The following is a 23,070-nucleotide window of genomic DNA, read 5'->3' as shown; positions in this document are numbered from 1 at the left end:
ACGGGAGTGGTCGTGCCGTGCGCCGACGCCGCGTAGGCTCGGCGGCTGTGAGTCGCGACACCCATCTGCGCCTGTCCCTGCCCGCCCGAGTGCAACGCGGACTGTTGCTCGGCGTCGCACGAATCCCGGCCGGAGCGTTGGCCGTTCTGGGGCGACGGGCACCGGTCAACTCCGACGGTGAGCGGGTCGCCCCCGAGCTTGCCGCGATCGGCTGGGCCAATGACAACGTGCCCGGGCTGAATCCCTTCCAGGGCGAGGTGGCGCAGTCGCGTGCGCAGACCGACGAGGTCGGCGCCGCCATGGCCGAGGCGCTGCCGCCCATGGCGGTGGAGGAGGACCTCGTCATCGACGGACCCGCCGGCCCGATCCCGGCCACCCGGTATCGCTCCACCACCGACTCGGCCGGGCTGCTCGTCTACTTCCACGGCGGCGGCTTCGTCACCGGCAGCCGGATCAGCCACGACACCTTCGTCCGGCGTCTGGCACATGGCACCGGCCTCGACGTGCTCTCCGTCGACTACCGGTTGGCCCCCGACGCCCCGTTCCCCGCGGCCGTCGAGGACGCGGTGGCGGCGTGGCGCTTCGCTGTCGAGGTGGCGCCGCGGTGGGGTCTCGATCCGGCGCGGATCGTCGTCGCCGGTGACAGCGCGGGCGGAAATCTCGCGACCGTCGTCGCCCGGGAGGTCCGTGGCGAAGCGGTCACCCCGGCTTTCCAGCTGCTCATCTACCCGGTGACGGACCAGGCCGCCGACACACCCTCGCGCCGGGAGTTCGCGTCGGGGTACTTCCTCACCGCCGACGGCATCGACTGGTTCACCGATCGCTACCTGCCCGACGCCGCGCAGCGGAGCGACCCGCGCTGCTCGCCACTGCTTGCCGACGATCTCAGCGGTCTCCCGCCTGCGCATGTCATGGTCGCCGGCTTCGACCCGCTGCGTGACGAGGGCCTCGCGTACGCGCGCAGGCTCGAGGAGGCCGGCGTGCCGGTCACGGTCCGGCGAGAGGGCGCGATGATCCACGGGTTCGTCAACATGACCTTGATCAGTCCGGGGGCCCGGGCCGCGGTCGACCGTCTGTGCGCGGTGGTGCGCGGGGCCCTTCCGCCGGCCGGGTCCAGCTCAGCCGCCTGAGCGCACCGGTGTTCGGGCGCCCTCCCGAGCGCCCGTCACCGCCGACACGGAATCGGCCGGCTTCTGCGTGGCACCTGGAACGGTCGGGCGCCTACGGGCTCGCGGCCGGGCCATCACCCCGGCAGCGCACCCCGCGACGACGATGACCGCACCGACGATCTCCCCGACGCTGGGGACTTCGCCGAGAACGAAGAATGCTGCCGAGATCCCAACCACGGGCACGAGCAGCGACATCGGCGACACCCGGCTTGCGTCGTTGCGTCCCAGCAGCGTGGTCCACAGACCCGCACCGATGACGGTGCCGAAGATCGCGAGGTAGGCGAGGCCACCCAGGGCACGGAGTCCACTCTCGGTACCGAGCGTGGCGAGCGCGTCGAAGCCGGCGGACGGTCCCTCGACGATCAGGCTCACCGCATACAGCGGCGGAGTGGCGACGACGGCCATCCACAACGTCATCCGCAAGGAGTCGTCGGGACGGGCGAGTCTGCCCCCGATGTTGCCCGCTGCCCAGCTCAGACCACCGAGCACGGTGAGACCGATCGGGAGCAGAGCGGCCACGCCGAGGTCGCTGCCGCGCATCCGGTCGATCGCGATGACCGCCATGCCGAGAACCGCGACCGCCAGGCCGAGGATCTGCCCGGCCGTCATCCGTTCCCGGAGGAACAGCACGCCGAGCATGACCGTGAAGGGCGCCGAGGTCTGGAGGACCAGCGAGGCGAGCCCGGTCGGCATGCCCAGATCCATGGCGAGGAACAGCATGATGAACTGCACGCTGCCGAAGCCGGCGACGTACAGCAGGAACCACTTCAGGCGCACCTTCGGGAACCGCACGAACAACATGACCGGTATCGCCATCACCGCGAATCGCATCGCGGCGAGGAAAAACGGCGGGAAGTGGTCCAGCCCGACTCGGATCGCGATGAAGTTCAGTCCCCAGAGCAGGACGACGAACAACGCGAGGAGGCGATCACGAGTGGACATGGCCCCATCGTCGGCGTGGACGATGTGAAGGACAATCGAATTTAACCGGAATAACTATTCAGTTTCTCTGAACGGTTACTCCTGCGCCGCGGCGACCTTCGCCCGCACGTCATCCATGTCGAGCCCCTCGACGGCGCCGATCAGTTCCTCGAGCTGAGCCGCAGGTAGTGCACCGGGCTGGTTGAAGACCAGGATCCCGTCCCGGAATGCCATGAGCGTCGGGATGGAACGGATTCCGAGACTGCCGGCGAGCTGCTGCTCGGCCTCGGTGTCGATCTTGCCGAACACGATGTCGGAGTGTGCTTCGGAGGCCTTCTCGAAGACGGGCGCGAACTGCCGGCACGGGCCGCACCAGCCGGCCCAGAAGTCGAGGAGGACGATGCCGTCCGAGGCGATGGTGTCCTCGAAGGTTTCCAGGGTGATGTCTTGTGATGCCATGCCCCCACCAACGGATCGGACCGCTCGGACATTCCACCCCGAGGGTCATGCCGTGACCCACGGCACCGCCTGACGACGACGTGGGCCTGAGTACCGTTGTCGCATGGAAGTCCGGCGTCTGCGGCTGCTGCGGGAATTCGCCGACCGGGAGTCGATCGGCGCGGTCGCCGAGGCGATGCACATGACCCCGTCGGCGGTGTCGCAACAGCTGAAGGTCCTGGCAGAGGAGGCCGGTGTCGCGTTGTTCGAACCCGATGGCCGCCGAATCCGATTGACCGAGGCGGGGCGTGCGCTCGTACTGCGCGCCGATGACGTGATCGCGGCGGTGGATCGGGCGCAGGAGGAGATGTCGTCGTATCGGTCGGGCAAGACCCGGGTCCGCCTGGCGATGTTCCCGTCCGGTGCGACCCTGCTGCTGCCGGCGGTCCTGGAGCGGGCCACCGCATCGGGCATCGACGTACACGCGGTCCACCTCGACGTCGGATACCACGACGCGGCACCGGCTCTCGCCGATCACGACGTCGTGGTCACCCACCGCGACGAACGGACCCCGGCGATCAACATCCCGCGGGTCCGCGTCACCGAGTTGATGCGTGAACCCGTCGACGTGATCGTCGCCGCCGGCAGCGAACTCGCCGTGCGCGACCAGGTCGCGGTCGCCGAACTCGCCGACCACGACTGGATCAGCGTCGAGGGCGGCTTCCCGGTCGACGATGTGCTGCAATCGATCTCGGCGGCGACCGGGGTGGCGCCCCGGGTGACACAGCGGATGCTGGACTTCACCACCATCGAGGCGCTCGTGGCCCACGGCCACGGCATCGCGCTGATGCCGCGTTTCGCGGTCCGGCACCCGGAGGTGAAACGTCTGGTGCTCAAAGGAGTTCGCGCCGCACGGGTCTACGAGGCGCTGGCCCGGCCGCGTTCGCGGGCGGCCGTGCAGCAGGTCGTCGATCACCTGCGTGCGGTGGGTGCCGAACAGGGCTGACGGCCCGACGCCACCTGAGCGGGCCCGGATACGCCGACAGCCCGGGGCGTGTGCCCCGGGTTGTCGGTGATCGATCGCTGGACTCAGACGCCGAGGCTCTTGCCGACGATGTCCTTCATGATCTCGGTGGTGCCACCGAAGATCGTCTGGATACGAGCGTCGGTGTAGGCGCGGGCAACCCGGTACTCGTTCATGTAGCCGTAGCCGCCGTGCAGCTGGAGGCAGCTGTCGATGACCCGCTTGGCGAGCTCGGTACACCACCACTTGTTCTTCGAGGCGTCGACGGCGTTCAGTTCACCATCGAGTACGCCCTGCAGGCAGCGGTCGATGTAGACCTCGGCGATGTCGAGCTCGGTCGCCATCTCGGCGAGACTGAAGCGGTTCGCCTGGAAGGTGCCGATCGGACGACCGAAGGCCTTGCGGTCCTTGGTGTACTGCAGGGTCTCGTCGAAGATCGCACGTGCACCGGCGATGGCGCCGATGCCGATCGACAGCCGCTCCGACGGCAGGTTCTGCATGAGGTGGTAGAAGCCCATGCCCTCCTGGCCGAGCAGGTTCTCGACCGGGACGCGCACGTCGTTGAAGTGCAGCTCGGCGGTGTCCTGGGCCTTGAGGCCCATCTTGTCGAGCTTGCGACCGCGCTCGAAGCCCTCCATGCCGCGCTCGACGACGAGCAGCGAGAACGCCTTGTGGCCCGCCTCGGGATCGGGGTTGGTCCGGCAGACCACGACCACGAGGTCGGAGTTGATGCCCGACGAGATGAACGTCTTGTTGCCGTTCAGGACATAGTGATCGCCCTCGAGCTTGGCCGAGGTCTTGATGCCCGCCAGGTCGGAGCCCGCGCCCGGCTCGGTCATCGCGACGGCGAGGATCGTCTCGCCGGTGGCGATCCCGGGCATCCAGCGCTTCTTCTGCTCGTCGTTGGCGAGATGCACGAAGTACGGTGCGACGACGTCGTTCTGCAGGCTGAGGCCGGGTGCCGCGCCGTCGAACTTCGCGAACTCCTCGACCACCACGGCGTTGAACCGGAAGTCGTCCATGGCACCGCCGCCGCCGTACTCCTCGGGGATGTTGAATCCGAGAAGACCTGCGTCACCGGCCTTCTTGAATGCGATGCGATCGACCTGACCGGCTCGCGTCCACTCCTCGGTGTACGGGGCGCATTCGCGCTGCAGGAACTGCCGCGCGGTTTCCCGCAGGGCCTCGTGCTCGTCTTCGAAGATGGTGCGTTTCATGGCTTCTGCCTTTCTGCTCTACTCGATCGTCGTTCAGGAGTTGTCGGTCGGTCAGTTGTCGTTCTGGTCGGCGTCGCGCGCGCCGACGACGCGCAGTGAGAGCAGCGCATACGACGCCGCGACCTCGGCCGGTGTCCGGGCACCCGAGGGGCGGTACCAGGTGGTGATCGCCTGGCATGCGCCGAACAGGTAGCGCAGCACGTCTTTCACGTCGTCGTCGAAGTGGAACTCACCGGATTCGACGCCACGCTCGATGACACTGGCGAGCAGCTCCTCGGTCTCGGTCCGCATCGCGACGTAGGTCTCCCGTCGCGGATCCTCGACGTCGAGGTGGCGGAACTCGCTTGCCACGCTGGCGAGTTCGACGTCGTTGGTCATGTGCAGGACGATCGACTCGATCGCGTTGGACAGCTGCTCGCTCGGCGTCCGTCCGGACTCGATGGCCGCACCCACCCACGCGAGCACAGCGGTCATCGCCGCCTCGAGCAGTTCGACCAGGATCCCCAGCTTGTTGTCGTGGTGGTAGTACAGCGTCGGCAGCGACACCCCCGCTCGCGAGGCGATGTCGCGGATCGAGGTGCCGTGGTAACCGCGTTCATAGAACGCGTGTTTCGCCGCGACGAGAGTGGCCGGCAGCGGAACCTGTTCGCGCAGCCGCCAGTCCAGACCGTCGGTCTCGATCGTGAATTTCCGGGCGGGAACCGCCCGGGCCGGCTCAGACACGTTCGATGATGGTGGCGTTGGCCATGCCCGCGCCCTCGCACATGGTCTGCAGGCCGTACCGGCCACCGGTCGCCTCGAGATGGTTGACGAGCGTGCCCAGCAGGCGGGTGCCCGACGATCCGAGCGCGTGGCCCAGCGCGATCGCGCCGCCCCGCGGGTTCAGCTTGGCCGGGTCGGCGCCGAACTCGTGGGCCCAGGCCAGGGGCACGGAGGCGAAGGCTTCGTTGACCTCGTAGGCGTCGATGTCGTCGATGGACAGTCCCGAGCGCGCGAGGATCTTGTGCGTGGCCGGGATGGGAGCGGTCAGCATGAAGATCGGATCGTCGCCGGCGACCGAGAACGAGTGGAACCGTGCGCGGGGGGTCAGGCCCAGCTTCGAGGCCATGACGTCGCTCATGATCAGTGCGCCCGACGCGCCGTCGGTCAGCGGCGACGAGTTACCGGGGGTGATGTGCCAGTTGATCTCCGGGAAGCGAGCCGCGAAGTCCTCGCTGTAGAACGACGGCTTCAGGCCCGACAAGCCCTCGGGAGTGGTGGTCGCGCGCACCGTCTCGTCGGTCTTGTGCGTGAACGTCGTGCCGTCGGCGTCAGCGACGTCGATGGGCAGGATCTCGCGATCGAAGAAGCCCTCGCCGGCCGCCGCGGCGGCACGCTGGTGGGACTGCGCGGCGAAGGCGTCGAGCGTGTCGCGGTCGAACTTCCACTTGGCGGCGACCAGTTCAGCGGAGATGCCCTGTCCGACAAGTCCATCCGGGTACCGTGCTTCGATGCTCGGGCCGTAGGGGCTGCGCCCGGCGGTGGTGAAGCCCATCGGGACGCGACTCATCGATTCCACGCCGGCGGCGATCACCACGTCGTAGGCGCCGGCGATGATGCCCTGCGCGGCGAAGTGGGCGGCCTGCTGGCTCGATCCGCACTGCCGGTCGACGGTGGTGGCGGGTACGGATTCGGGGAAGCCGGCGGACAGCAGCGCGGTCCGCGAGATGTTCAGGGCCTGCTCGCCGGCCTGACCGACGCAGCCGCCGATCACGTCGTCGACGAGTGCCGGATCGAGGTCGTTGCGCTCGACCAGGGAGCGCAGCACATGCGCGAGGAGCTCGACGGGCTTGGTCTCCGACAGCGAGCCACCGGGCTTGCCCTTTCCGGACGCGAGGCGGACGACGTCGACGATGACGGCTTCGGGCATGAGGGTTCCTCTCGGGAGCGGGTCACGGCGCAGCGCACCGCTTCGCGCGGCGTACTTTATCTAACGATCGTTATACCGGTCTAGCACGCGCCCGGCAGGGGAATCAACAACACTGGCCGCGGAAATGCGCGAAGCCCCCACCCGACAGGTCGGATGGGGGCAGATGTCGCGGTGGGTCAGATGGTGCCTTTGTCCGGCTGACCTGCAGGAACGGCGGTGAAGGTCCGGACGTCCAGCGGTCCGGAAAGCAGGCCCCCGATCGCCTTGCCGAGCGCGGTGAGCGCCGGAGCGGAGCCGTGCGTCGCCAGGGCCTCCGTGGATTCCCAGCGCTCGATCATCACCAGGTCGGTCGAGTCGCCGGTGGCCTCGTGCAACGCGTACTTCCCGCATCCCGGCTCGCCGTGGACTTCGGGGATCGCGGCGAGCACGGCCTCCCGCACGGCCTGTTCCTCACCGGGTTTGGGGGAGATGGTGGCGACGACGATGACTTCGGACATTCGTGGAACTCCATTCGCGTCCAGCGGGTCGTGGACTCGGGACATGCCTGGCACGTGGACGCCGGACACCCCGGTGACGTTAGGTCAGCGAGACGACCCGGTGTGGCGGTTTCGTCAGGACCGCGGGTCGTCGGAGGTCAGCGCCAGCCGAGAGCCGGTGCGACGTGCGTGAGGATCGACTCGAGGACGTGTGCGTTGTACTCGACCCCGAGTTGGTTCGGCACGGTCAGCAAGAGGGTGTCGGCCGCGGCGATCGCCTCGTCCTCGCGCAACTGCTCGATCAGCTTGTCCGGCTCATCGGCGTAACTGCGTCCGAAGCGGGCGACGCTGTTGTCGATGACGCCGACCTGATCGGATTCGGCGCCGCCGCGGCCGAAGTAGGCGCGGTCTCGGTCGTCGACGATGGCGAAGATGCTGCGGCTCACCGATACTCGTGGCTCACGCGGGTGTCCGGCATCGGCCCAGGCCTTGCGGAACCGCTGGATCTGTTCGGCCTGTAACTGGTGGAACGGCACCCCGGTGTCCTCGGTCAACAGCGTCGAGCTCATCAGGTTCATGCCCTGCTGGGCGGTCCATTCCGCGGTCGCCCGGGTCCCGGCGCCCCACCAGATGCGGTCCCGCAGGCCGGGGGACTGCGGCTCGATGGGCAGGAGTCCCGGCGGGTTGGGGAACATCGGACGGGGATTCGGCGTGGCGAAACCGCCGCCCTCGATGACCTTCAGGAACACCTCGGTGTGCTGTCGCGCCATGTCCGCATCGGTCGACCCCTCGGGCGGGACGTAGCCGAAGTACTTGTAGCCGTCGATGACCTGCTCGGGGGACCCACGACTGATCCCGAGCTGCAGCCGGCCGCCGGAGATGAGATCCGCGGCGCCGGCGTCCTCGGCCATGTACAGCGGGTTCTCGTAGCGCATGTCGATGACGCCGGTGCCGATCTCGATGCGACTGGTCTTGGCGCCGATCGCCGCAAGCAGCGGGAACGGCGATGCGAGTTGCCGTGCGAAGTGATGGACGCGGAAGTACGCACCGTCGGCGCCGAGCTCCTCGGCGGCCACCGCGAGGTCGATGGACTGCAGCAGCGTGTCCGCGCCGGACCGCACCTGGGACCCGTGGGCGTCCGACCAGTGACCGAACGACAGGAAACCGATGTTCTTCATGCCCTCTAAATGAAACTCTGGTCCGTTTTGTTCCCGTCAGAACGATTCCGTCCCGCCGATCGGCGCGATCGACGGGACGGAATCGGGTCTTCGAAGGGGGAGGGTCAGGGCGCCCAGGTGCCCGGGGCTGCCTCGCCGTCGGCGACCGGAACCGAGGTGACCCGGTAAGCGCGGTTCACCGCCGAGACGACTGCACGCAGGCTGGCGGTGGTGATCGACGACGCGATGCCGACACCCCAGACCGTCTCGCCGTTGACCTCGGTCTCGACGTACGCCGCTGCGCTGGCGTCGCCGCCGGCGGTCAGCGCGTGCTCGCTGTAGTCGAGGACCCGTACCTCGTAGCCGACGGCGCCGAGCGCGTCGACGAAGGCCGCCAGCGGACCGTTGCCGGAGCCGGAGATCTCCCGCTCGTTGCCCTCGACCTTCACCACGGCGGTGATGTGGTCGTCGCCGCCGTCGACCTCGGCCGCGTCCACCTTCTGCCGGATGCGCTCGAGCGGCCAGATCGGGTGCAGGTAGTTCTCCGCGAAGACGTCCCACATCTCCTTGGGATTGACCTCGCCGCCCTCGCCGTCGGTGATCTTCTGGATCTCCCGGCTGAACTCGATCTGCAGACGACGCGGCAGGTTCATGCCGTGGTCGGCCTTCATGATGTACGCGACGCCGCCCTTGCCGGACTGGCTGTTGACGCGGATGACCGCTTCGTAGTTGCGGCCGACGTCCTTGGGGTCGATCGGCAGATACGGGACGGCCCAGATGATGTCGTCGACGTCGGAGTCGGCGTTGTCGGCGTCGACCTTCATCTGGTCGAGGCCCTTGTTGATCGCGTCCTGGTGGCTGCCCGAGAACGCGGTGTAGACCAGGTCGCCGCCGTAGGGATGACGCTCGGGGACGTTGAGCTGGTTGCAGTACTCGACCGTCCGGCGGATCTCGTCGATGTCGGAGAAGCTGATCTGCGGGTCGACGCCGCGGCTGAACATGTTCATGCCGAGGGTCACCAGGCAGACGTTGCCGGTGCGCTCGCCGTTGCCGAACAGGCATCCCTCGATGCGGTCGGCGCCCGCCTGGTAGCCCAGTTCGGCTGCGGCGACGGCGGTTCCGCGGTCGTTGTGGGGGTGCAGGCTCAGGATGACCGAGTCGCGCCGCGCGAGATTGCGGTGCATCCACTCGATCGAGTCGGCGTAGACGTTGGGAGTGGCCATCTCGACGGTCGCGGGCAGATTGATGATCATCGGCCGCTCCGGGGTGGGGGCGATGATCTCGGTGACCGCGTCGCACACCTCCTTGGCGAAGCTCAGCTCGGTGCCCGTGTAGGACTCCGGCGAGTACTCGTACCGCCAGTTGGTGTCCGGGTAGTTCTGCTGTACCTCGAGGACCTTGTGCGCGGCGTCGGTCGCGATTTTGGTGATCGCCGCCTTGTCCGCGCGGAACACGACTCGACGCTGCAGGACCGACGTCGAGTTGTAGAAGTGGACGATCACGTTGGCCGCCCCGCGGCAGGCGTCGAAGGTGCGCTCGATCAGTTCGTCACGACACTGGGTCAGCACCTGGATCGTCACGTCGTCGGGGATGGCGCCGTCTTCGATGATCTCGCGGACGAAGTCGTAATCGGTCTGGCTGGCCGACGGGAAGCCGACCTCGATCTCCTTGTAGCCCATCCGGACGAGGAGGTCGAACATGCGGCGCTTGCGTGCCGGGCTCATGGGGTCGATGAGTGCCTGGTTGCCGTCGCGCAGGTCGACCGCACACCACATCGGGGCGGTGGTGATGACCTTGTCGGGCCAGGTGCGGTCGGGAACCGCCACCTTCTCGACCTCGTCGGCGAACTGGCGATAACGATGAACGGGCATCGCGGAGCTGCGCTGCGGGTTCCATGAGGGTTGTCCGGCGGGAATCGGGCCTGCGGGCTCGACGATTCGGCTGGCGCCGGAAGTGAAGCTGTCTGCTGGTGCCATGGTGGTCATTCTCCGTGTGTGGAAGGAAAGTGACCGGCGCGTGATGAGGCCCCGCGACGGAGGGCCGGTCGTTTCAGACCCCGCCGCGGCAACCGAGGAGGAGTGCGCGCTGCATGCGCTCGACTGTACTCCCCGGCGACGAGGTGGCCAAAGCTGCAGGTGAGGCCGGGTCATGACGTCCCCCTCTTCGGGGGGTGCCGCCTCACCGACACGGGCTCCAGACTATGACATGCCTCTCACCGTGCAGCCGGAGTGACCCAAATCATCCGAGCGGCGGACAGGGGCACCCGGACCGATGATGCCCGGGATCTCGAGCCGCCACCCCGACGCGGCCGTCTGCAGAAAGGGCTAACGCCAGTGACGACCATCCCCGCCGAACCGCCGGTGACCGAACCGCCGGAGGGTAAACGCACGAGCCTTCGACGCGTGGCCGCCGCGAGTTCTATCGGCACGACGATCGAGTTCTACGACTTCTTCATCTACGGCACCGCCGCCGCCCTGGTGTTCCCGACGGTGTTCTTCCCGGCCGCCGACGAGGTCACCGGGACCATCGCGTCCTTTGCCACCTTCGCCGTGGCATTCTTCGCGCGGCCGGTCGGCGCGATGCTCTTCGGTCACTTCGGCGACCGGATCGGCCGTAAACGCACCCTGGTGTGGACCCTGCTCATCATGGGATTGGCGACGGTCGCGATCGGTCTTCTCCCCGGTTACGAGACCGGCGTGTTCGGCTTCGCCGAATCCGGGATCGGCATCGCGGCGCCCATCCTCCTCGTCTTCCTGCGGTTCCTGCAGGGCTTCGCCGTCGGCGGCGAATGGGCGGGCGCAACGCTTCTCACCGCCGAGTACGCCCCACCGGGCAAGCGGGGGCTGTACGCGATGTTCCCGCAACTCGGCCCGGCCTTCGCGTTCTTCCTGTCGAGCCTGACGTTCCTCATCGCGAGCCTGACGCTCGGCGAGACCAGTTCGGCCTTCCTCGACTACGGCTGGCGCATCCCGTTCATCCTGTCCTTCGCGCTCGTCGCCGTCGGGCTGTGGGTGCGGCTCGCGGTCGCGGAGACGCCGGTGTTCCGAGAAGCCCAGCAGCGCAGGGCAATCGACGGTCCCGTGGTCGACGGTCCGGCACTGCCGTTCCTCGACGCCTTCCGCCACCAGTGGCGCGAGATCCTCATCGCCGGCGGCGCGCTGGCGAGCCTGTTCTCGCTGTTCTACATGGGCACGGCGTTCCTCACGAACTACGGCACCAAGTCACTGGAGCTGTCCCGGACCTTCGTGCTGACCGCGGGGATGGGCGCGGCCGTGGTGTTCGGACTGTCCACCGCGGCGTCGGCGGTGTGGTCGGACCGCGTGGGTCGTCGCCGGGTCATCCTCACCTCGTGCAGCGTCGCGATCCCCTGGGCGCTGGTGCTGTTCCCGATCCTGGAGATCGGCGGCGGCTTCGCGTTCGTGGTCGGACTCTTCGGGACGCTGCTGATCTTCGGCATCGCCTACGGTCCGGCCGGTGCGCTTCTGCCCGAACTGTTCGAGGCGCGGTACCGCTACACCGGTGCGGGGATGGGTTACAACCTGGCCGGCATCCTCGGTGGGGCGATCCCGCCGCTGATCGCCGCCCCGCTGATCGCGGGTCCCGGTGCGATCTGGGTGGGTGTCCTGCTCGCCGGTCTGTCGGCACTCAGCGTCGTGTGCACGATCAAGATCGTCGAGACCAAGGACAAGACGATGCGGGCGTCGGTCACCGACGACGAGCAGGTGCCGGTCGCGTAAACGACTGTACCGCAATCAAATACAAGAAATCCGCCCCGGGCCTGTCGGCTCGGGGCGGAGTCGTTGCCACCGTCCGCAAGCTACGGGCGCTCCTCAGCTCAGGGAGCGGGAGTGGACGGCGTGTAGCGCAACCAGTCGACCTTCATGGTTGCCGGGCTCGGAGTCGTCGACGACGGGGGCCCGGGCCAGATGCCGCCGACCGCGACGTTGAGCAGTGCGTACATCGGCTTGTCGAAGACCCACCGTTCGTCGCCGGTGAGCGAGGAGCGGTTGATCGTGTAGACCGCGTTCCCGTCGATGGTGAAACGTATCTGCGACGACGACTTGGTCACCGCGTAGACGTGGAAGTCGCCCGGATCGATGCCGGTGAGGTCGTGGCCTCGCTCCCAGCGGCCGGCGAGCGGACCCGGCAGCGGCAGTCCGGGGAGGAGATCGGCGAGCGAGAGATCGAGTGATCCCATCGCGGTGCCCAGAGCCGTCGGGCCGTGCACGCCCACGTGTACCCAGTCGGAGGAGTTGATCGTCTCGGCGATGTCGACCTCGCCGGCCGCCGGGTACCCGACGGAGTCGATGTCGCTCCCCAGCAGCCAGAACGCCGGGTGCAACCCGCGACCCTGCGGCAGGGAGATGCGCGCGGAGACCGTCCCGTAGGTGAACTCGAAGCTGTCCTTCGTGGTGAGCCGGGCCGACGTCCAGCCGCCGGTCGCCGCGCGGCGCGCCTAGATGAGCAGGTTGCCGTTGCCGTCGAGCCGCGAGTTCAGCCGATCGGCGGTGTAGTTCTGCACCTCGTTGTTGCCCCAGCCGCCGGCGCCGGTCTCGTGCTGCAGCGCCGACGGGAGCGTGCCGGCGGCGCCGTCGAATTCGAGGCTGAACGGCTCGTCGGCGTGGGCGGCCGCCGGCACGGACAGTGCTGCCGCGGCCGTCAGCGCGGTGACGGCGGCGACGGGCGCGAGGTGCGCTCCCAGTCGGCGGAGGAGTCCTCGAGGTTGAGGTGTGACAGTCATGGTGAACAAGTACCACACGTCACTTCTGTCTCATATGCCTCGTTCGTCACATTCGCCGGTCAGGCGTCGGTGGAGCCCGGGAACGCGGGACGTCCCCAGCGGCCCGCGAACGCGACCTCGGACAGCGGGAGCCGGGTGCGAGGTTTCTCGTCGCGGGCGCGGATCTCCTCGGGAAGGGACGCCGGGTCGGCGAGCGCGCCGACCCCGAGCAGCACCAGCGGTCGTTTGTCGGCGGGGATCCCGAAGATGTCGCGGGCCGCGTCGGCGTCGAAACCGGCCATCGGATGGGCATTGAAGCCGAGGGCCTCGGACTGCAGGATCATCTGCGCCACCGCCAGTCCACAGTCGACGGCCCCGTACGTGTGGGCCTTCGCGTCGTCGGGGTCATCGGTGGTGCACACCAGGATCAGGGCTGCCGAGCGCGGCGCCCACGCCGAGTTCCCCCGGGTCAGGGCGCCGGCGAGGGCGTCGAACGTCGGGTCGCCGCGCAGCCCCGCGATGAAGCGCACCGGCTGCACCCGGCCCCATGTGGGAGCCCAGCGCCCGGCGTCGACGATCGTGGTGACGTCGTCGAGTGAGATGGTCGCGGACGGATCGTAGCCGCGGGCGCTACGGCGGCCCGAGATGAGTTCGTGCATCCGCCCGAGGGTAGTGGCGCGGCGACCGCCGGGCTCGCCGTCAGGAGTCGGTGCGTGCGACGCCCACGGGACCGGTCGCCGGGAGCGAAGCGAGGGGGACCGAATCAGCACCGTCGGGCAGTTGCACCTCGGCGACCTCGGCCTGCGGATCGGTGGGCTCGTCGCGCATCACGAACAGCAGGACCGTGCCGAGTACAAGGAGCGCGAGACCGCTCGCCAGCGACGCCGCGTGCATGCCGTCGACGAAGGCCTGCTTCGCGGCGGTGGCCAACCCCTCTCCGGCCGAACCCATGTCGGTCGCCCGGTGCAGGGTCTCGCCCAGGGTGTCGCCGAACGACCAACCCCGGTCGCCGTCTCGGAACACGAGGGTGGCCAGCGATCCGAGAAGGGCCAGGCCCATCGCGGTCCCGAGCTCGAAGCTCGTCTCCGAGATACCCGACGCGGCGCCCGACCGCTCCGGCGGAACCGAGCCGACGACCACGACCGACACCAGGCTGAACTGGATGCCGTAGCCGACGCCCGCGATCGTCGTGCACAGCACGTACACCCAGACCGGGGTCGAGGTGCCGAGGGTCAGCATGCCGAGATTGCCTGCGGCGGCCAGGCCGACAGAACCCACGAAGGCCAGCCGGGTGCCCAGGAGCGCGGCGACCCGGGTCGCGCCGATGGAGAACACCGCCACCGCGACGGCCATCGGGAGCCCGGCGATGGCCGCGGCCAGGACGTCGTGGCCCATGACCGACTGGAGGTAGACGCCGGTCAGGTACGACATGCCGCCGAGGGCCATCATGCCGATCAGCGCAACGGCGACCGCTCCGCTGAACTGCGCGTTGCCGAACAGCTTGAGGTCCAGGAGCGGTGACGTGACCCGGCGCTGGTGCAGCAGGAATGTGATGAGCAGTACGGCACCCACCACTCCGGCGACGACCACGCCGGTCGTGGCGCCTTCGCTCGCGACCGTCTTGACGGCATAGACGAGCGGGAGGATTCCGGCCATCGAGAGCACGACGCCGACGACGTCGAACGGGTCGTTCGTCGCGGCCCGGTACTCGGGGATCAGGCGCGGCCCGAAGACGAAGAGTGCGGCGAGCACCGGGACGTTGATGAGGAACACCACGCCCCACCAGAAGTGGTGCAGCAGAACGCCTCCGATGACCGGACCGACCGCGCTGCCGCCGGCGAACGCCGCGGTCCACACACCGATCGCGCGGCCGCGCTCACGGGCGTCGGGGAACATGTTGGCGATGAGCGAGAGGCTCGAGGGCAGCAGGGTGGCGCCGCCGATCCCCATGAGGGCGCGCGCCGCGATCAGGATCTCGGGCGAGGGTGCGAAAGCAGCGATGACCGACGCGATGCCGAACAGGGCGGCGCCGGCGAGGAGGATGCGTCGCCGGCCGACGCGGTCACCGACATTGCCCATCGTGATGAGCAGCCCGGCGATGAGGAAGCCGTAGATGTCGAGAATCCACAGCTGCTGGGCCGCGGACGGCGCGAGTGCATCGGTGATCGACGGGATGGCGAGGTACAGCACCGAGACGTCCATCGAGACCAGGAACACCGGCAGGGTCAGCACGGCCAGTCCCAGCCACGTTCGCCGGTCGGCGGTACCCGAGGTGGTCGGGCGGAGCCGGTTCGACGGGTCGAGCTGGGCGGACATCATTCCTCCTTCGCGGCAGACGGCAGCTACCTACGCGTACGGTGTACGCGGATCAGCGTACGGGGATGAGTACGCTGTACGCAATCGGATTATTCCCGCCCTGAGCAGGAGGAACGAGAACGTGACGGCCGACACCTCGAAACTGTCGACGGCGACGATCGTCGATGCCGCCATCGCCCTGGCCGACGATGCCGGGATCGGCTCGCTGTCGATGCGGCGGGTCGCAGAGAAGCTCGGGGTCGGGGCCATGTCGCTGTATCGCCACGTCGAGGACAAGGACGCGCTGCTGCAGGCGATGTCGACCGAGGTCGGACGGCGGTTCCCGTACCCCGTCGACACCGCGCCCGAGTGGCGGACACGGGTCGGGATCGCCGTCGACGTCGACTGGGACCTCTACACCCGGCATCCGTGGGTGGTCCTGGCCTACTCGTCGCCCCGGCACAGTTACGGCGAGGATTCGCTGGCGTGCCTCGACTGGCTGGCGGCCGGATTCCTCGAGCTCGGCGTCGGCATCGAACGCGCCACCGACATGGCGCTGTCGGTCTGGAGCTTCGTCCACGGCGTCGCCCTTGTCGCGGTGAGCGATCAGTTGCTTCACGACGACGCCCTGCTGCCGTCCGCGGGACTGGCCGAGGTGATCTCGGGGGAGTCAGAGGTCGAAGTCCCGTCGCATCTCGCCCGCCTCGCCGGCCGTCGCGATGCCGGCCGGCTGCTCGATCCCCGGGCGCGCCTCGACGCCGGAATCGATTACCTCTGCCTGGGATTCGCGGCGTCGGCGGTGTGACAACCTTCGGCTCCCTGAGAGGCGAGCGAAGAGGGTTTTTCTGCTCCCTGAGGTGCGAGCGTAGCGGGTCGTCTCCTGCTCCCTGAGGTGCGAGCGTAGCGAGCCTCGAAGGGTCTCGCACGGCATCTCACCAGGCCCTTCGAGGCTCGTCGCTATCGCTCCTCGCACCTCAGGGAGCAGAGGGGGTCCGCTCGTCGCGCTTTGGGGTAGAGGGGTCGCGCTCCTCGGGGAGCAGGGCAAGCGGTTGTCACATGGCGTGGGGGAACACGGTGAGCATGTGCGCGCCGAACCACGAGCTGCCGACCACGATCGGCACGACGATCAGTCCCGCGACCACCGGCCGCATCCGGGCGAGCGCCATCGCCAGCGGGATCAGCAGGACGAAGGCGGGCAGCAGCAACCGGGGCCGGCTCATCATCAGTCCGCTCGACAGCACGATCTGCGCGACCAGCAGCGAACCGTAGAGCAGGACCGGCCACGGCACCCGTGACCAGACGGCGACGCCCAGCATCACCAGCGTGCTCAGCACGATCCACGACGTGGCCACGGGGGCGATCTCGGCCGAATGGACGAGCATTTCGTTGATGAACTCGAAAGCGGCCACGCCCCAGTCGAACTGGGTGTCCCAGCCCTCGGTCTGGATGCGGAACCACCCGGTCGGCGACCCGGTGTGCGCCCACACCACGCAGAGATAGGCGAGGTAACCGAGCGGGCTGATGACGATGGCGACGACCGCGCGAACGCGTGCCGCTCTCGGGACGTCGGTGCCGCGCGCCTGCCACAGGAACACGAGGGCGGCGAGCATCACGACCCCGATCAGGACCGCCGCCGTCGGCCGGCACAGCCCGCAGAGCCCCGCGACGACGCCGGCGAGGAGCCAGCGCTTCTCGAGGACCCCCACCAGCGCCCACACCGCGAGCGCGCAGAACAGCGCCTCGGTGTAGGCCATGTTCAGCACGATCGACATCGGCGTCGCCGCGAAGAGCACCACCAGGAACAGTCCGGTTCCGCGTTCGGGTGCCGGGCCGATCGGGGACCGTCGTGCCATGAGTCGGGCGCACACCATTCCGAGACGTGCTGCACCGATCGCCGCCACGCATCCCAGGATCAGGTTCACCGTGATCGCCGCACCGAAGGGACTCAGGCCCGGCAGCTTCGCGATCAAGCCCACCAGGTACGGGTAACCGGGAAAGAAGGCGTACGCGGTGTCGACGGTGTGCAGACCCCGGGCGTCGGTGAGCGTGTAGGGCACGCCGTCGTAGCCGTGGGTCACGATCGCGATCATCCACTGCCCGTCCCAGACCGCCAGGGAGTCGCCCAGCGTGGTGCCGCGGAGATCGGCGAAGCGGGCCAGGACGAGGATGCCGACGGCCCGGATGACGAGGAAGACGAGGAGAGCGTCGAGCCACCAGCGATGACCACGGACCGCGGCGGGCGACGAACCGAGCGGACCGAAATAGCCGCGGGTCATCGACGCCAGTCGACGGCCGTAGCTGTTCGTACCGACGGGACCGGTTCCGGTGTCACCGACGTCGGTTGGGGAGGCCACGCGAGCGATCCTAGGGCGGATCACCTCGGTCCGGTCCCGTCGGGTGGGGCGGAGACCAGGTCAGAGCGGTCGCGGCGGTCCCGGTAAGGTTGTCCCGGCAAGTTGACGTCTATCGACCGGCACACTGGCCGGCGGGAGGTAACTCGACGTGGCCCTCGTGGTGCAGAAGTACGGCGGATCCTCGGTCGCAACGGCCGAACGCATCCGTCGCGTCGCCGAGCGGATCGTCGAGACCAAGAAGCAGGGCAACGACGTCGTCGTGGTCGTGTCGGCGATGGGCGACACCACCGATGAGCTCCTCGACCTCGCCCAGCAGGTCAACCCGGCGCCGCCGGCCCGTGAGATGGACATGCTGCTGACCTCGGGTGAGCGGATCTCCAACTCGCTCGTCGCGATGGCGATCAGCTCGATGGGCGCGCAGGCGCAGTCGTTCACCGGATCGCAGGCCGGTGTCATCACGACGAGCAGCCACGGCAAGGCCAAGATCATCGACGTCACGCCCGGGCGCGTTCGCAGCGCACTCGACGAGGGCAAGATCGTGCTGGTCGCCGGCTTCCAGGGCGTCTCGCAGGACACCAAGGACGTGACCACGCTGGGACGCGGCGGCTCCGACACCACCGCGGTCGCGCTGGCGGCCGCGCTCGAGGCCGACGTCTGCGAGATCTACACCGACGTCGACGGCGTCTACTCGGCCGATCCGCGGATCGTGCCCGACGCCCGCCGTCTCGACACCGTCTGCTTCGAGGAGATGCTCGAGCTGGCTGCCTGTGGCGCCAAGGTGCTGATGCTGCGGTGCGTCGAATACGCGCGCCGATACAACGTTCCCGTTCACGTGCGCTCGTCGTACTCGACCAAACCCGGCACCATTGTGACCGGATCGATGGAGGACATCCCCGTGGAAGAAGCCATTCTCACCGGCGTCGCACATGACCGCAGCGAGGCCAAGATCACCGTCGTCGGCCTCGACGACAAGCCCGGTTACGCCGCGCGGGTGTTCCGCGCCGTGGCCGACGCCGAGATCAACATCGACATGGTGTTGCAGAACGTCTCGAAGGTCGACACCGGCAAGACCGACATCACCTTCACCCTGCCGCGCGAGCTCGGGCCGCTCGGCGTTGAGAAGCTCACCAAGCTGCAGACCGAGATCGGGTTCACCGATCTGCTCTACGACGATCACATCGGCAAGGTGTCGCTCGTGGGCGCGGGCATGAAGTCGCACCCCGGTGTCACGGCCACCTTCTGTGAGGCCCTCAGCGAGGCCGGCGTGAACATCGAGCTGATCTCCACCTCGGAGATCCGGATCTCGGTGCTGTGCCGGGACACCGAACTCGACGACGCGGTGCGCGCTCTGCACGCCGCCTTCGATCTCGGCGGCGAAGAAGAAGCCGTCGTCTACGCCGGAACGGGGCGGTAGCAGTGACGGGGCGAGCGAAGCGACGGGAGATGTAATGGTACGTATCGGAGTCGTGGGCGCGACCGGTCAGGTCGGCGCCGTCATGCGAACCCTGTTGGCGGAGCGCAACTTCCCGGCCGACGAGGTGCGCTTCTTCGCGTCCTCGCGCTCGGCGGGCAAGAAGCTGCCGTGGGGCGACGGCGAGATCGTCGTCGAGGACACGGCCACCGCCGATCCGTCCGGACTCGACATCGCGCTGTTCTCGGCGGGTGCCACCATGTCGCGCGAACAGGCGCCGCGGTTCGCCGAGGCCGGCGTGACCGTCATCGACAACTCGTCGGCCTGGCGCAAGGATCCCGATGTGCCGCTGGTGGTCTCGGAGGTCAACGGTGAGCTGGCGAAGAACCCGCCCAAGGGCATCATCGCCAACCCGAACTGCACCACGATGGCGGCCATGCCGGTCCTCAAGCCGCTCCACGACGAGGCCGGTCTGCAGCGCCTGATCATCTCGAGCTACCAGGCGGTCTCGGGTAGCGGTCTGGCCGGTGTCGACGAATTGGCCACCCAGGTGCGTGCGGTCGCCGGCGACGCGGAGAAGCTCGTGCACGACGGTTCCGCCGTGGACTTCCCCGCCCCGAACAAATACGTCGCGCCGATCGCGTTCAACGTCGTGGCGCTCGCCGGTTCGCTCGTCGACGACGGTTCGGGTGAGACCGACGAGGACCAGAAGCTGCGCAACGAGTCGCGCAAGATCCTCGGGCTGCCCGGATTGCTCGTGAGCGGAACCTGCGTACGCGTGCCGGTGTTCACCGGCCACTCGCTGTCGATCAACGCGGAGTTCGCGAACCCGCTGTCGGCGGCACGTGCACAGGAGATCCTCGGTGGCGCAGCGGGTGTGGAGCTCGCGGACGTGCCGACGCCACTGGCCGCCGCCGGCAAGGATGCCTCGCTGGTCGGCCGGATCCGGCAGGACCCGGGTGTTCCGGACGGCCGCGGTCTCGCGCTGTTCGTCTCAGGGGACAACCTCCGGAAGGGCGCTGCCCTCAACACGATTCAGATCGCCGAGCTGCTCGTCTAGAGCACCTCAGGTGGCGGGGGCGATACAGCAGCCGCCGCTTCGGTGATGATCGCGCGCATCGACGCCTCCGCGACCTCCGGGTCGCGGAGGCGTATTGCTCTGGCGACGTCGTCGTGCAGTGCGATGGCCACCGGATTCGGTGTCGCGGGCATCATTCCGTGGTGGGTGCGGCCGGCGAGGACCTCGTTCACCACCCCGGTGAGCGACCGGAACATCTCGTTGCCGCTGGCCTCCAAGAGCGTTCGATGAAAGACCTTGTCGGCCAGCAGGTACGACTCGAGGTCGCCGTTGCGCCCGTGTACCGACATGTCCGACACGGCTGCCGCCAGGATGCGGCACTGGTGCTCGTTCGCGCGCTCGGCGGCGAGGGCCGCCGCCACCGGCTCGAAGCCGCGTCGTAGCTCCGAGAGGGTGGCGAGGAACTCGGCGCGGTCGGCGCCGTCGAGGCGCCAGCGGATCAGCCGGGCGTCGAACACGCTCCATCGGGTCCGCGGCTGGATCGTGATGCCGACGCGGCGCCGGGATTCGACGAGGCCCATCGACTCGAGAACCCGGATCACCTCGCGGGATACCGTCCGCGACACCCCGTGGTCGGCGCTGATGGCGTCGAGGGTCAGCACGCTGCCGGCCGGCTGCGCTCCCGAGACGATGCGTCGGCCGATCGCCGCGAGGATCTCGTCGTGCCGCTCGCCTGTGCTCCGTGTGCCCTGACTCACCGTTTCATCTTCTCATTCATCGAGGTACGGACAAATGTGCGTACTTAATGGCCGCGAGGGCTTGCAAAAGTATTACTATTGAGGCAGCCTACGTGATCAGCAGCACAGCGTGGTGAGGAGTGAACATGCGATCGCCGATCGTCGTCATGGGGGTGTCGGGGTCCGGGAAGTCGACCGTCGGAGCGGCGTTGGCACAGCGCCTGCGGGTGCCGTTCGCCGACGCCGACGACTTCCACCCCGCCGAGAACATCGCCAAGATGTCGGCGGGAGAACCGCTCGACGACGACGACCGCCGACCCTGGCTCGAGTCGATCGGCGTCTGGCTCGCCGAACACGCCGACGGCGGTGTCATGAGCTGCTCCGCGCTCAAACGGCATTACCGCGACCATCTTCGTGATCACGCACCGACGACGCTGTTCGCGCATCTGGCCGGGTCGGTCGAGGTCATCTCGCGACGGCAGGCATCTCGCCCGGGGCATTTCATGCCACCGGCCCTGCTCGCCTCGCAGTTCGAGACCCTCGAGCAGCTGACCCCCGACGAACGCGGCCTGACCGTCGACGTGGACCAGAGCGTGGACGCCATCATCGACGAACTGGTCGAGGCCCTCTCGCACGGTTCCGATCTCGACGCCGAGGAGAACTGATGTCGCCGACCACCACGATTCTCGCCGTGAGCACAGATCTGCCGCAGCCGGTCGCGCCCGGCTGGCAACTCATCGTCGCGGCGCTGGCGGGTATCGCCGTCATCGTCGTGGCGATCACGATCGCCAAGGTCCATCCCTTCCTGGCGTTGGTGGGCGGCGGCGCGACCGTCGGCATCGTCGCGGGTGAGTCGATCCCGACGGTCCTCGAGTCGTTCACCGCCGGGTTCGGCACCACCGCAGCGGGAGTCGGCATCCTGATCGCACTCGGCGCCATGTTCGCCAAGCTGCTGGCCGACTCCGGTGGTGCCGACGAGATCGTGGACACGATCGTCGGTCACGCCTCACCGCGGATGCTGCCGTGGGCGATGGCGCTCGTCGGCGCGATCATCGGTCTGCCGATGTTCTTCGAGATCGGTCTCGTGCTGTTGATGCCGGTGATCTACCTGGTGGCCCGACGCTCGGGTCTCGGCCTGATCCCGATCGGCATCCCCGCGCTGGCCGGGTTGTCGGCGATGCACGGGTTCGTCCCGCCGCATCCCGGCCCGCTCGTGGCGATCGACGCCCTCGGCGCCGATCTCGGCATGACACTCGGACTCGGTGTGCTGGTTGCCATCCCGACCATCATCGTGTCCGGGCCGCTCTTCGGCGTGCTCGCCGGGCGATGGGTGACGGTCGAGGCCCCGACAACCTTCGACGTCGATCCGTCCGACGGCCCGACCACCAAGCGACCGTCCTTCGCGATCACCATGTTCAGCGTTCTGCTGCCCGTCGTGCTGATGCTCGGCAAGGCACTCGCCGAGATCTTCATCGCCGACGAGGACCAGCCCGTGCGCAAGGTCCTCGACATCCTCGGCACGCCTCTCATCGCGCTCCTCATCGCGGTGATCGTCGCGATGTTCACCCTCGGCCGCGGTTCCGGGATGGACCGCGAGACCATCTCGAAGTGCACGGGCGCGGCACTCCCCGCGATCGCGGGCATCCTGCTGATCGTCTCGGCGGGTGGCGGATTCAAGGAGGTCCTGGTCGACACCGGGATCGGCACCCTGCTCGCCGACTGGGCGACCGGCGCGAACGTCTCGGTGCTCCTGCTGGCCTGGACGCTCGCGGCACTGATCCGCCTGGCGACCGGATCGGCGACCGTTGCCACGATCACCGCGTCGTCGCTGATCCTGGGTCTGGTCGACGGGATGGGTTCGGGAGAACTCTCGCTGGTCGTCCTGGCGATCGGTGCCGGGTCGGTGTTCCTGTCCCACGTCAACGACGCCGGTTTCTGGCTGGTGAAGGAGTACTTCGGCATGACCGTCGGACAGACCTTCAAGACCTGGTCGATGATGGAGACGGTCCTCTCGGTGACCGGATTGATCGTGGTACTCGCACTCGGCCTGGTCATCTGAGCCGGCCCCTGCTCTGAGGAACGGCCGGAGCCCAGCCCCGCTCCCTGAGGAGCGAGCTTGCGAGCCAACCCTGCTCCCTGAGCAGCCTATGAGGGTTTGTGTCAACAGGGTCCTGTGATGGGTGTGGGCGTGGGGGTGTGGCCCGGCGGCCGGTGGTGGCTGCGG

At 68.3% G+C, this 23,070-nt stretch carries 20 protein-coding genes and 1 pseudogene; 8 read left to right on the top strand and 13 right to left on the bottom strand.

Going from position 1 to position 23,070, the window contains the following annotated elements:
- Positions 1 to 47 precede the first annotated feature (47 nt).
- Positions 48 to 1,130, top strand: a complete 1,083-nt coding sequence (locus tag ACFUEJ_RS09630) for an alpha/beta hydrolase (RefSeq protein WP_078111801.1) — start codon at positions 48 to 50, stop codon at positions 1,128 to 1,130.
- On the opposite strand, the gene ACFUEJ_RS09625 is transcribed toward ACFUEJ_RS09630, so the two are convergent.
- Both ACFUEJ_RS09625 and trxA read right to left on the bottom strand, forming a co-directional pair.
- On the bottom strand, positions 1,119 to 2,111 hold the full coding sequence (locus ACFUEJ_RS09625) for an EamA family transporter (RefSeq protein WP_388028914.1): 993 nt from the start codon (positions 2,109 to 2,111) through the stop codon (positions 1,119 to 1,121). The two genes, ACFUEJ_RS09630 and ACFUEJ_RS09625, sit on opposite strands and share 12 nt — an antisense overlap.
- A gap of 75 nt (positions 2,112 to 2,186) precedes the next feature.
- The gene (trxA, locus tag ACFUEJ_RS09620; protein ID WP_058251053.1) at positions 2,187 to 2,549 is read right to left on the bottom strand and encodes a thioredoxin; all 363 of its coding nucleotides are present in this window, start codon (positions 2,547 to 2,549) and stop codon (positions 2,187 to 2,189) included.
- Positions 2,550 to 2,652: 103 nt separating this feature from the next.
- Between trxA and ACFUEJ_RS09615 the strand changes: the two genes are divergently transcribed.
- On the top strand, positions 2,653 to 3,534 hold the full coding sequence (locus ACFUEJ_RS09615; protein ID WP_137808664.1) for a LysR family transcriptional regulator: 882 nt from the start codon (positions 2,653 to 2,655) through the stop codon (positions 3,532 to 3,534).
- A gap of 83 nt (positions 3,535 to 3,617) precedes the next feature.
- Here the strand turns inward: ACFUEJ_RS09615 and ACFUEJ_RS09610 are convergent, their stop codons facing one another.
- From ACFUEJ_RS09610 to leuA, 6 genes are all read right to left on the bottom strand, one after another.
- Positions 3,618 to 4,769 (bottom strand): acyl-CoA dehydrogenase family protein, encoded by a 1,152-nt coding sequence (locus tag ACFUEJ_RS09610; protein WP_058251055.1) that lies wholly within the window; start codon positions 4,767 to 4,769, stop codon positions 3,618 to 3,620.
- 51 nt (positions 4,770 to 4,820) lie between these two features.
- Positions 4,821 to 5,492, bottom strand: coding sequence for a TetR/AcrR family transcriptional regulator (locus ACFUEJ_RS09605; RefSeq protein WP_058251056.1), 672 nt, complete (start codon positions 5,490 to 5,492; stop codon positions 4,821 to 4,823).
- A complete protein-coding gene (locus ACFUEJ_RS09600) occupies positions 5,485 to 6,678 on the bottom strand; it encodes an acetyl-CoA C-acyltransferase (protein WP_068972280.1) in 1,194 nt (397 codons plus the stop codon). The genes ACFUEJ_RS09605 and ACFUEJ_RS09600 overlap by 8 nt, the downstream gene beginning before the upstream one ends.
- A 176-nt stretch (positions 6,679 to 6,854) precedes the next feature.
- Complete coding sequence (locus ACFUEJ_RS09595; RefSeq protein WP_058251058.1) at positions 6,855 to 7,175, bottom strand: putative quinol monooxygenase; 321 nt, start codon at positions 7,173 to 7,175, stop codon at positions 6,855 to 6,857.
- 137 nt (positions 7,176 to 7,312) lie between these two features.
- Complete coding sequence (locus ACFUEJ_RS09590; protein ID WP_058251059.1) at positions 7,313 to 8,332, bottom strand: LLM class flavin-dependent oxidoreductase; 1,020 nt, start codon at positions 8,330 to 8,332, stop codon at positions 7,313 to 7,315.
- Between the two features lie 104 nt (positions 8,333 to 8,436).
- Positions 8,437 to 10,287, bottom strand: a complete 1,851-nt coding sequence (gene leuA, locus ACFUEJ_RS09585; protein WP_058251144.1) for a 2-isopropylmalate synthase — start codon at positions 10,285 to 10,287, stop codon at positions 8,437 to 8,439.
- Positions 10,288 to 10,644: 357 nt separating this feature from the next.
- On the opposite strand from leuA, the gene ACFUEJ_RS09580 reads away from it, so the two are divergent.
- On the top strand, positions 10,645 to 12,048 hold the full coding sequence (locus ACFUEJ_RS09580) for an MFS transporter (RefSeq protein ID WP_259935289.1): 1,404 nt from the start codon (positions 10,645 to 10,647) through the stop codon (positions 12,046 to 12,048).
- 98 nt (positions 12,049 to 12,146) lie between these two features.
- Here the strand turns inward: ACFUEJ_RS09580 and ACFUEJ_RS09575 are convergent.
- The 3 genes and pseudogenes from ACFUEJ_RS09575 to ACFUEJ_RS09565 all read right to left on the bottom strand — a co-directional run bounded on the left by ACFUEJ_RS09575 (position 12,147) and on the right by ACFUEJ_RS09565 (position 15,347).
- Positions 12,147 to 13,052, bottom strand: a pseudogene (locus ACFUEJ_RS09575) (glycoside hydrolase family 16 protein).
- Between the two features lie 59 nt (positions 13,053 to 13,111).
- Positions 13,112 to 13,690 carry a nitroreductase family protein gene (locus tag ACFUEJ_RS09570; RefSeq protein ID WP_388028905.1) on the bottom strand — a complete coding sequence of 193 codons (579 nt, stop codon included), beginning with the start codon at positions 13,688 to 13,690 and terminating at the stop codon, positions 13,112 to 13,114.
- Positions 13,691 to 13,730: 40 nt separating this feature from the next.
- Positions 13,731 to 15,347, bottom strand: a complete 1,617-nt coding sequence (locus ACFUEJ_RS09565) for an MFS transporter (RefSeq protein WP_388029052.1) — start codon at positions 15,345 to 15,347, stop codon at positions 13,731 to 13,733.
- Positions 15,348 to 15,468: 121 nt separating this feature from the next.
- Between ACFUEJ_RS09565 and ACFUEJ_RS09560 the strand changes: the two genes are divergently transcribed.
- Positions 15,469 to 16,131, top strand: a complete 663-nt coding sequence (locus ACFUEJ_RS09560; protein WP_388028902.1) for a TetR/AcrR family transcriptional regulator — start codon at positions 15,469 to 15,471, stop codon at positions 16,129 to 16,131.
- Positions 16,132 to 16,378: 247 nt separating this feature from the next.
- Here ACFUEJ_RS09560 and ACFUEJ_RS09555 read toward each other — a convergent pair whose 3' ends face one another.
- Positions 16,379 to 17,680, bottom strand: coding sequence for a hypothetical protein (locus ACFUEJ_RS09555; protein ID WP_388028899.1), 1,302 nt, complete (start codon positions 17,678 to 17,680; stop codon positions 16,379 to 16,381).
- 148 nt (positions 17,681 to 17,828) lie between these two features.
- Here ACFUEJ_RS09555 and ACFUEJ_RS09550 point away from each other — a divergent pair, with 148 nt between their 5' ends.
- On the top strand, positions 17,829 to 19,094 hold the full coding sequence (locus tag ACFUEJ_RS09550; RefSeq protein ID WP_065630659.1) for an aspartate kinase: 1,266 nt from the start codon (positions 17,829 to 17,831) through the stop codon (positions 19,092 to 19,094).
- 34 nt (positions 19,095 to 19,128) lie between these two features.
- A complete protein-coding gene (locus ACFUEJ_RS09545; RefSeq protein ID WP_137808657.1) occupies positions 19,129 to 20,151 on the top strand; it encodes an aspartate-semialdehyde dehydrogenase in 1,023 nt (340 codons plus the stop codon).
- Here the strand turns inward: ACFUEJ_RS09545 and ACFUEJ_RS09540 are convergent.
- A complete protein-coding gene (locus tag ACFUEJ_RS09540) occupies positions 20,148 to 20,867 on the bottom strand; it encodes a FadR/GntR family transcriptional regulator (RefSeq protein WP_137808656.1) in 720 nt (239 codons plus the stop codon). The two genes, ACFUEJ_RS09545 and ACFUEJ_RS09540, sit on opposite strands and share 4 nt — an antisense overlap.
- 125 nt (positions 20,868 to 20,992) lie before the next feature.
- Between ACFUEJ_RS09540 and ACFUEJ_RS09535 the strand changes: the two genes are divergently transcribed.
- On the top strand, positions 20,993 to 21,511 hold the full coding sequence (locus tag ACFUEJ_RS09535) for a gluconokinase (protein WP_165630715.1): 519 nt from the start codon (positions 20,993 to 20,995) through the stop codon (positions 21,509 to 21,511).
- Positions 21,511 to 22,905, top strand: coding sequence for a GntP family permease (locus tag ACFUEJ_RS09530; RefSeq protein ID WP_165630714.1), 1,395 nt, complete (start codon positions 21,511 to 21,513; stop codon positions 22,903 to 22,905). The genes ACFUEJ_RS09535 and ACFUEJ_RS09530 overlap by 1 nt, the downstream gene beginning before the upstream one ends.
- The last annotated feature ends 165 nt before the right edge of the window (positions 22,906 to 23,070 follow it).

Origin of the sequence: Gordonia sp. NPDC057258, assembly GCF_042668985.1 — a bacterium.
In the GTDB taxonomy this organism is placed as follows: domain Bacteria; phylum Actinomycetota; class Actinomycetes; order Mycobacteriales; family Mycobacteriaceae; genus Gordonia; species Gordonia hongkongensis.
Note: the sequence above shows the minus strand (reverse complement) of the source record. Positions and strands in the feature narration are given on the sequence as shown.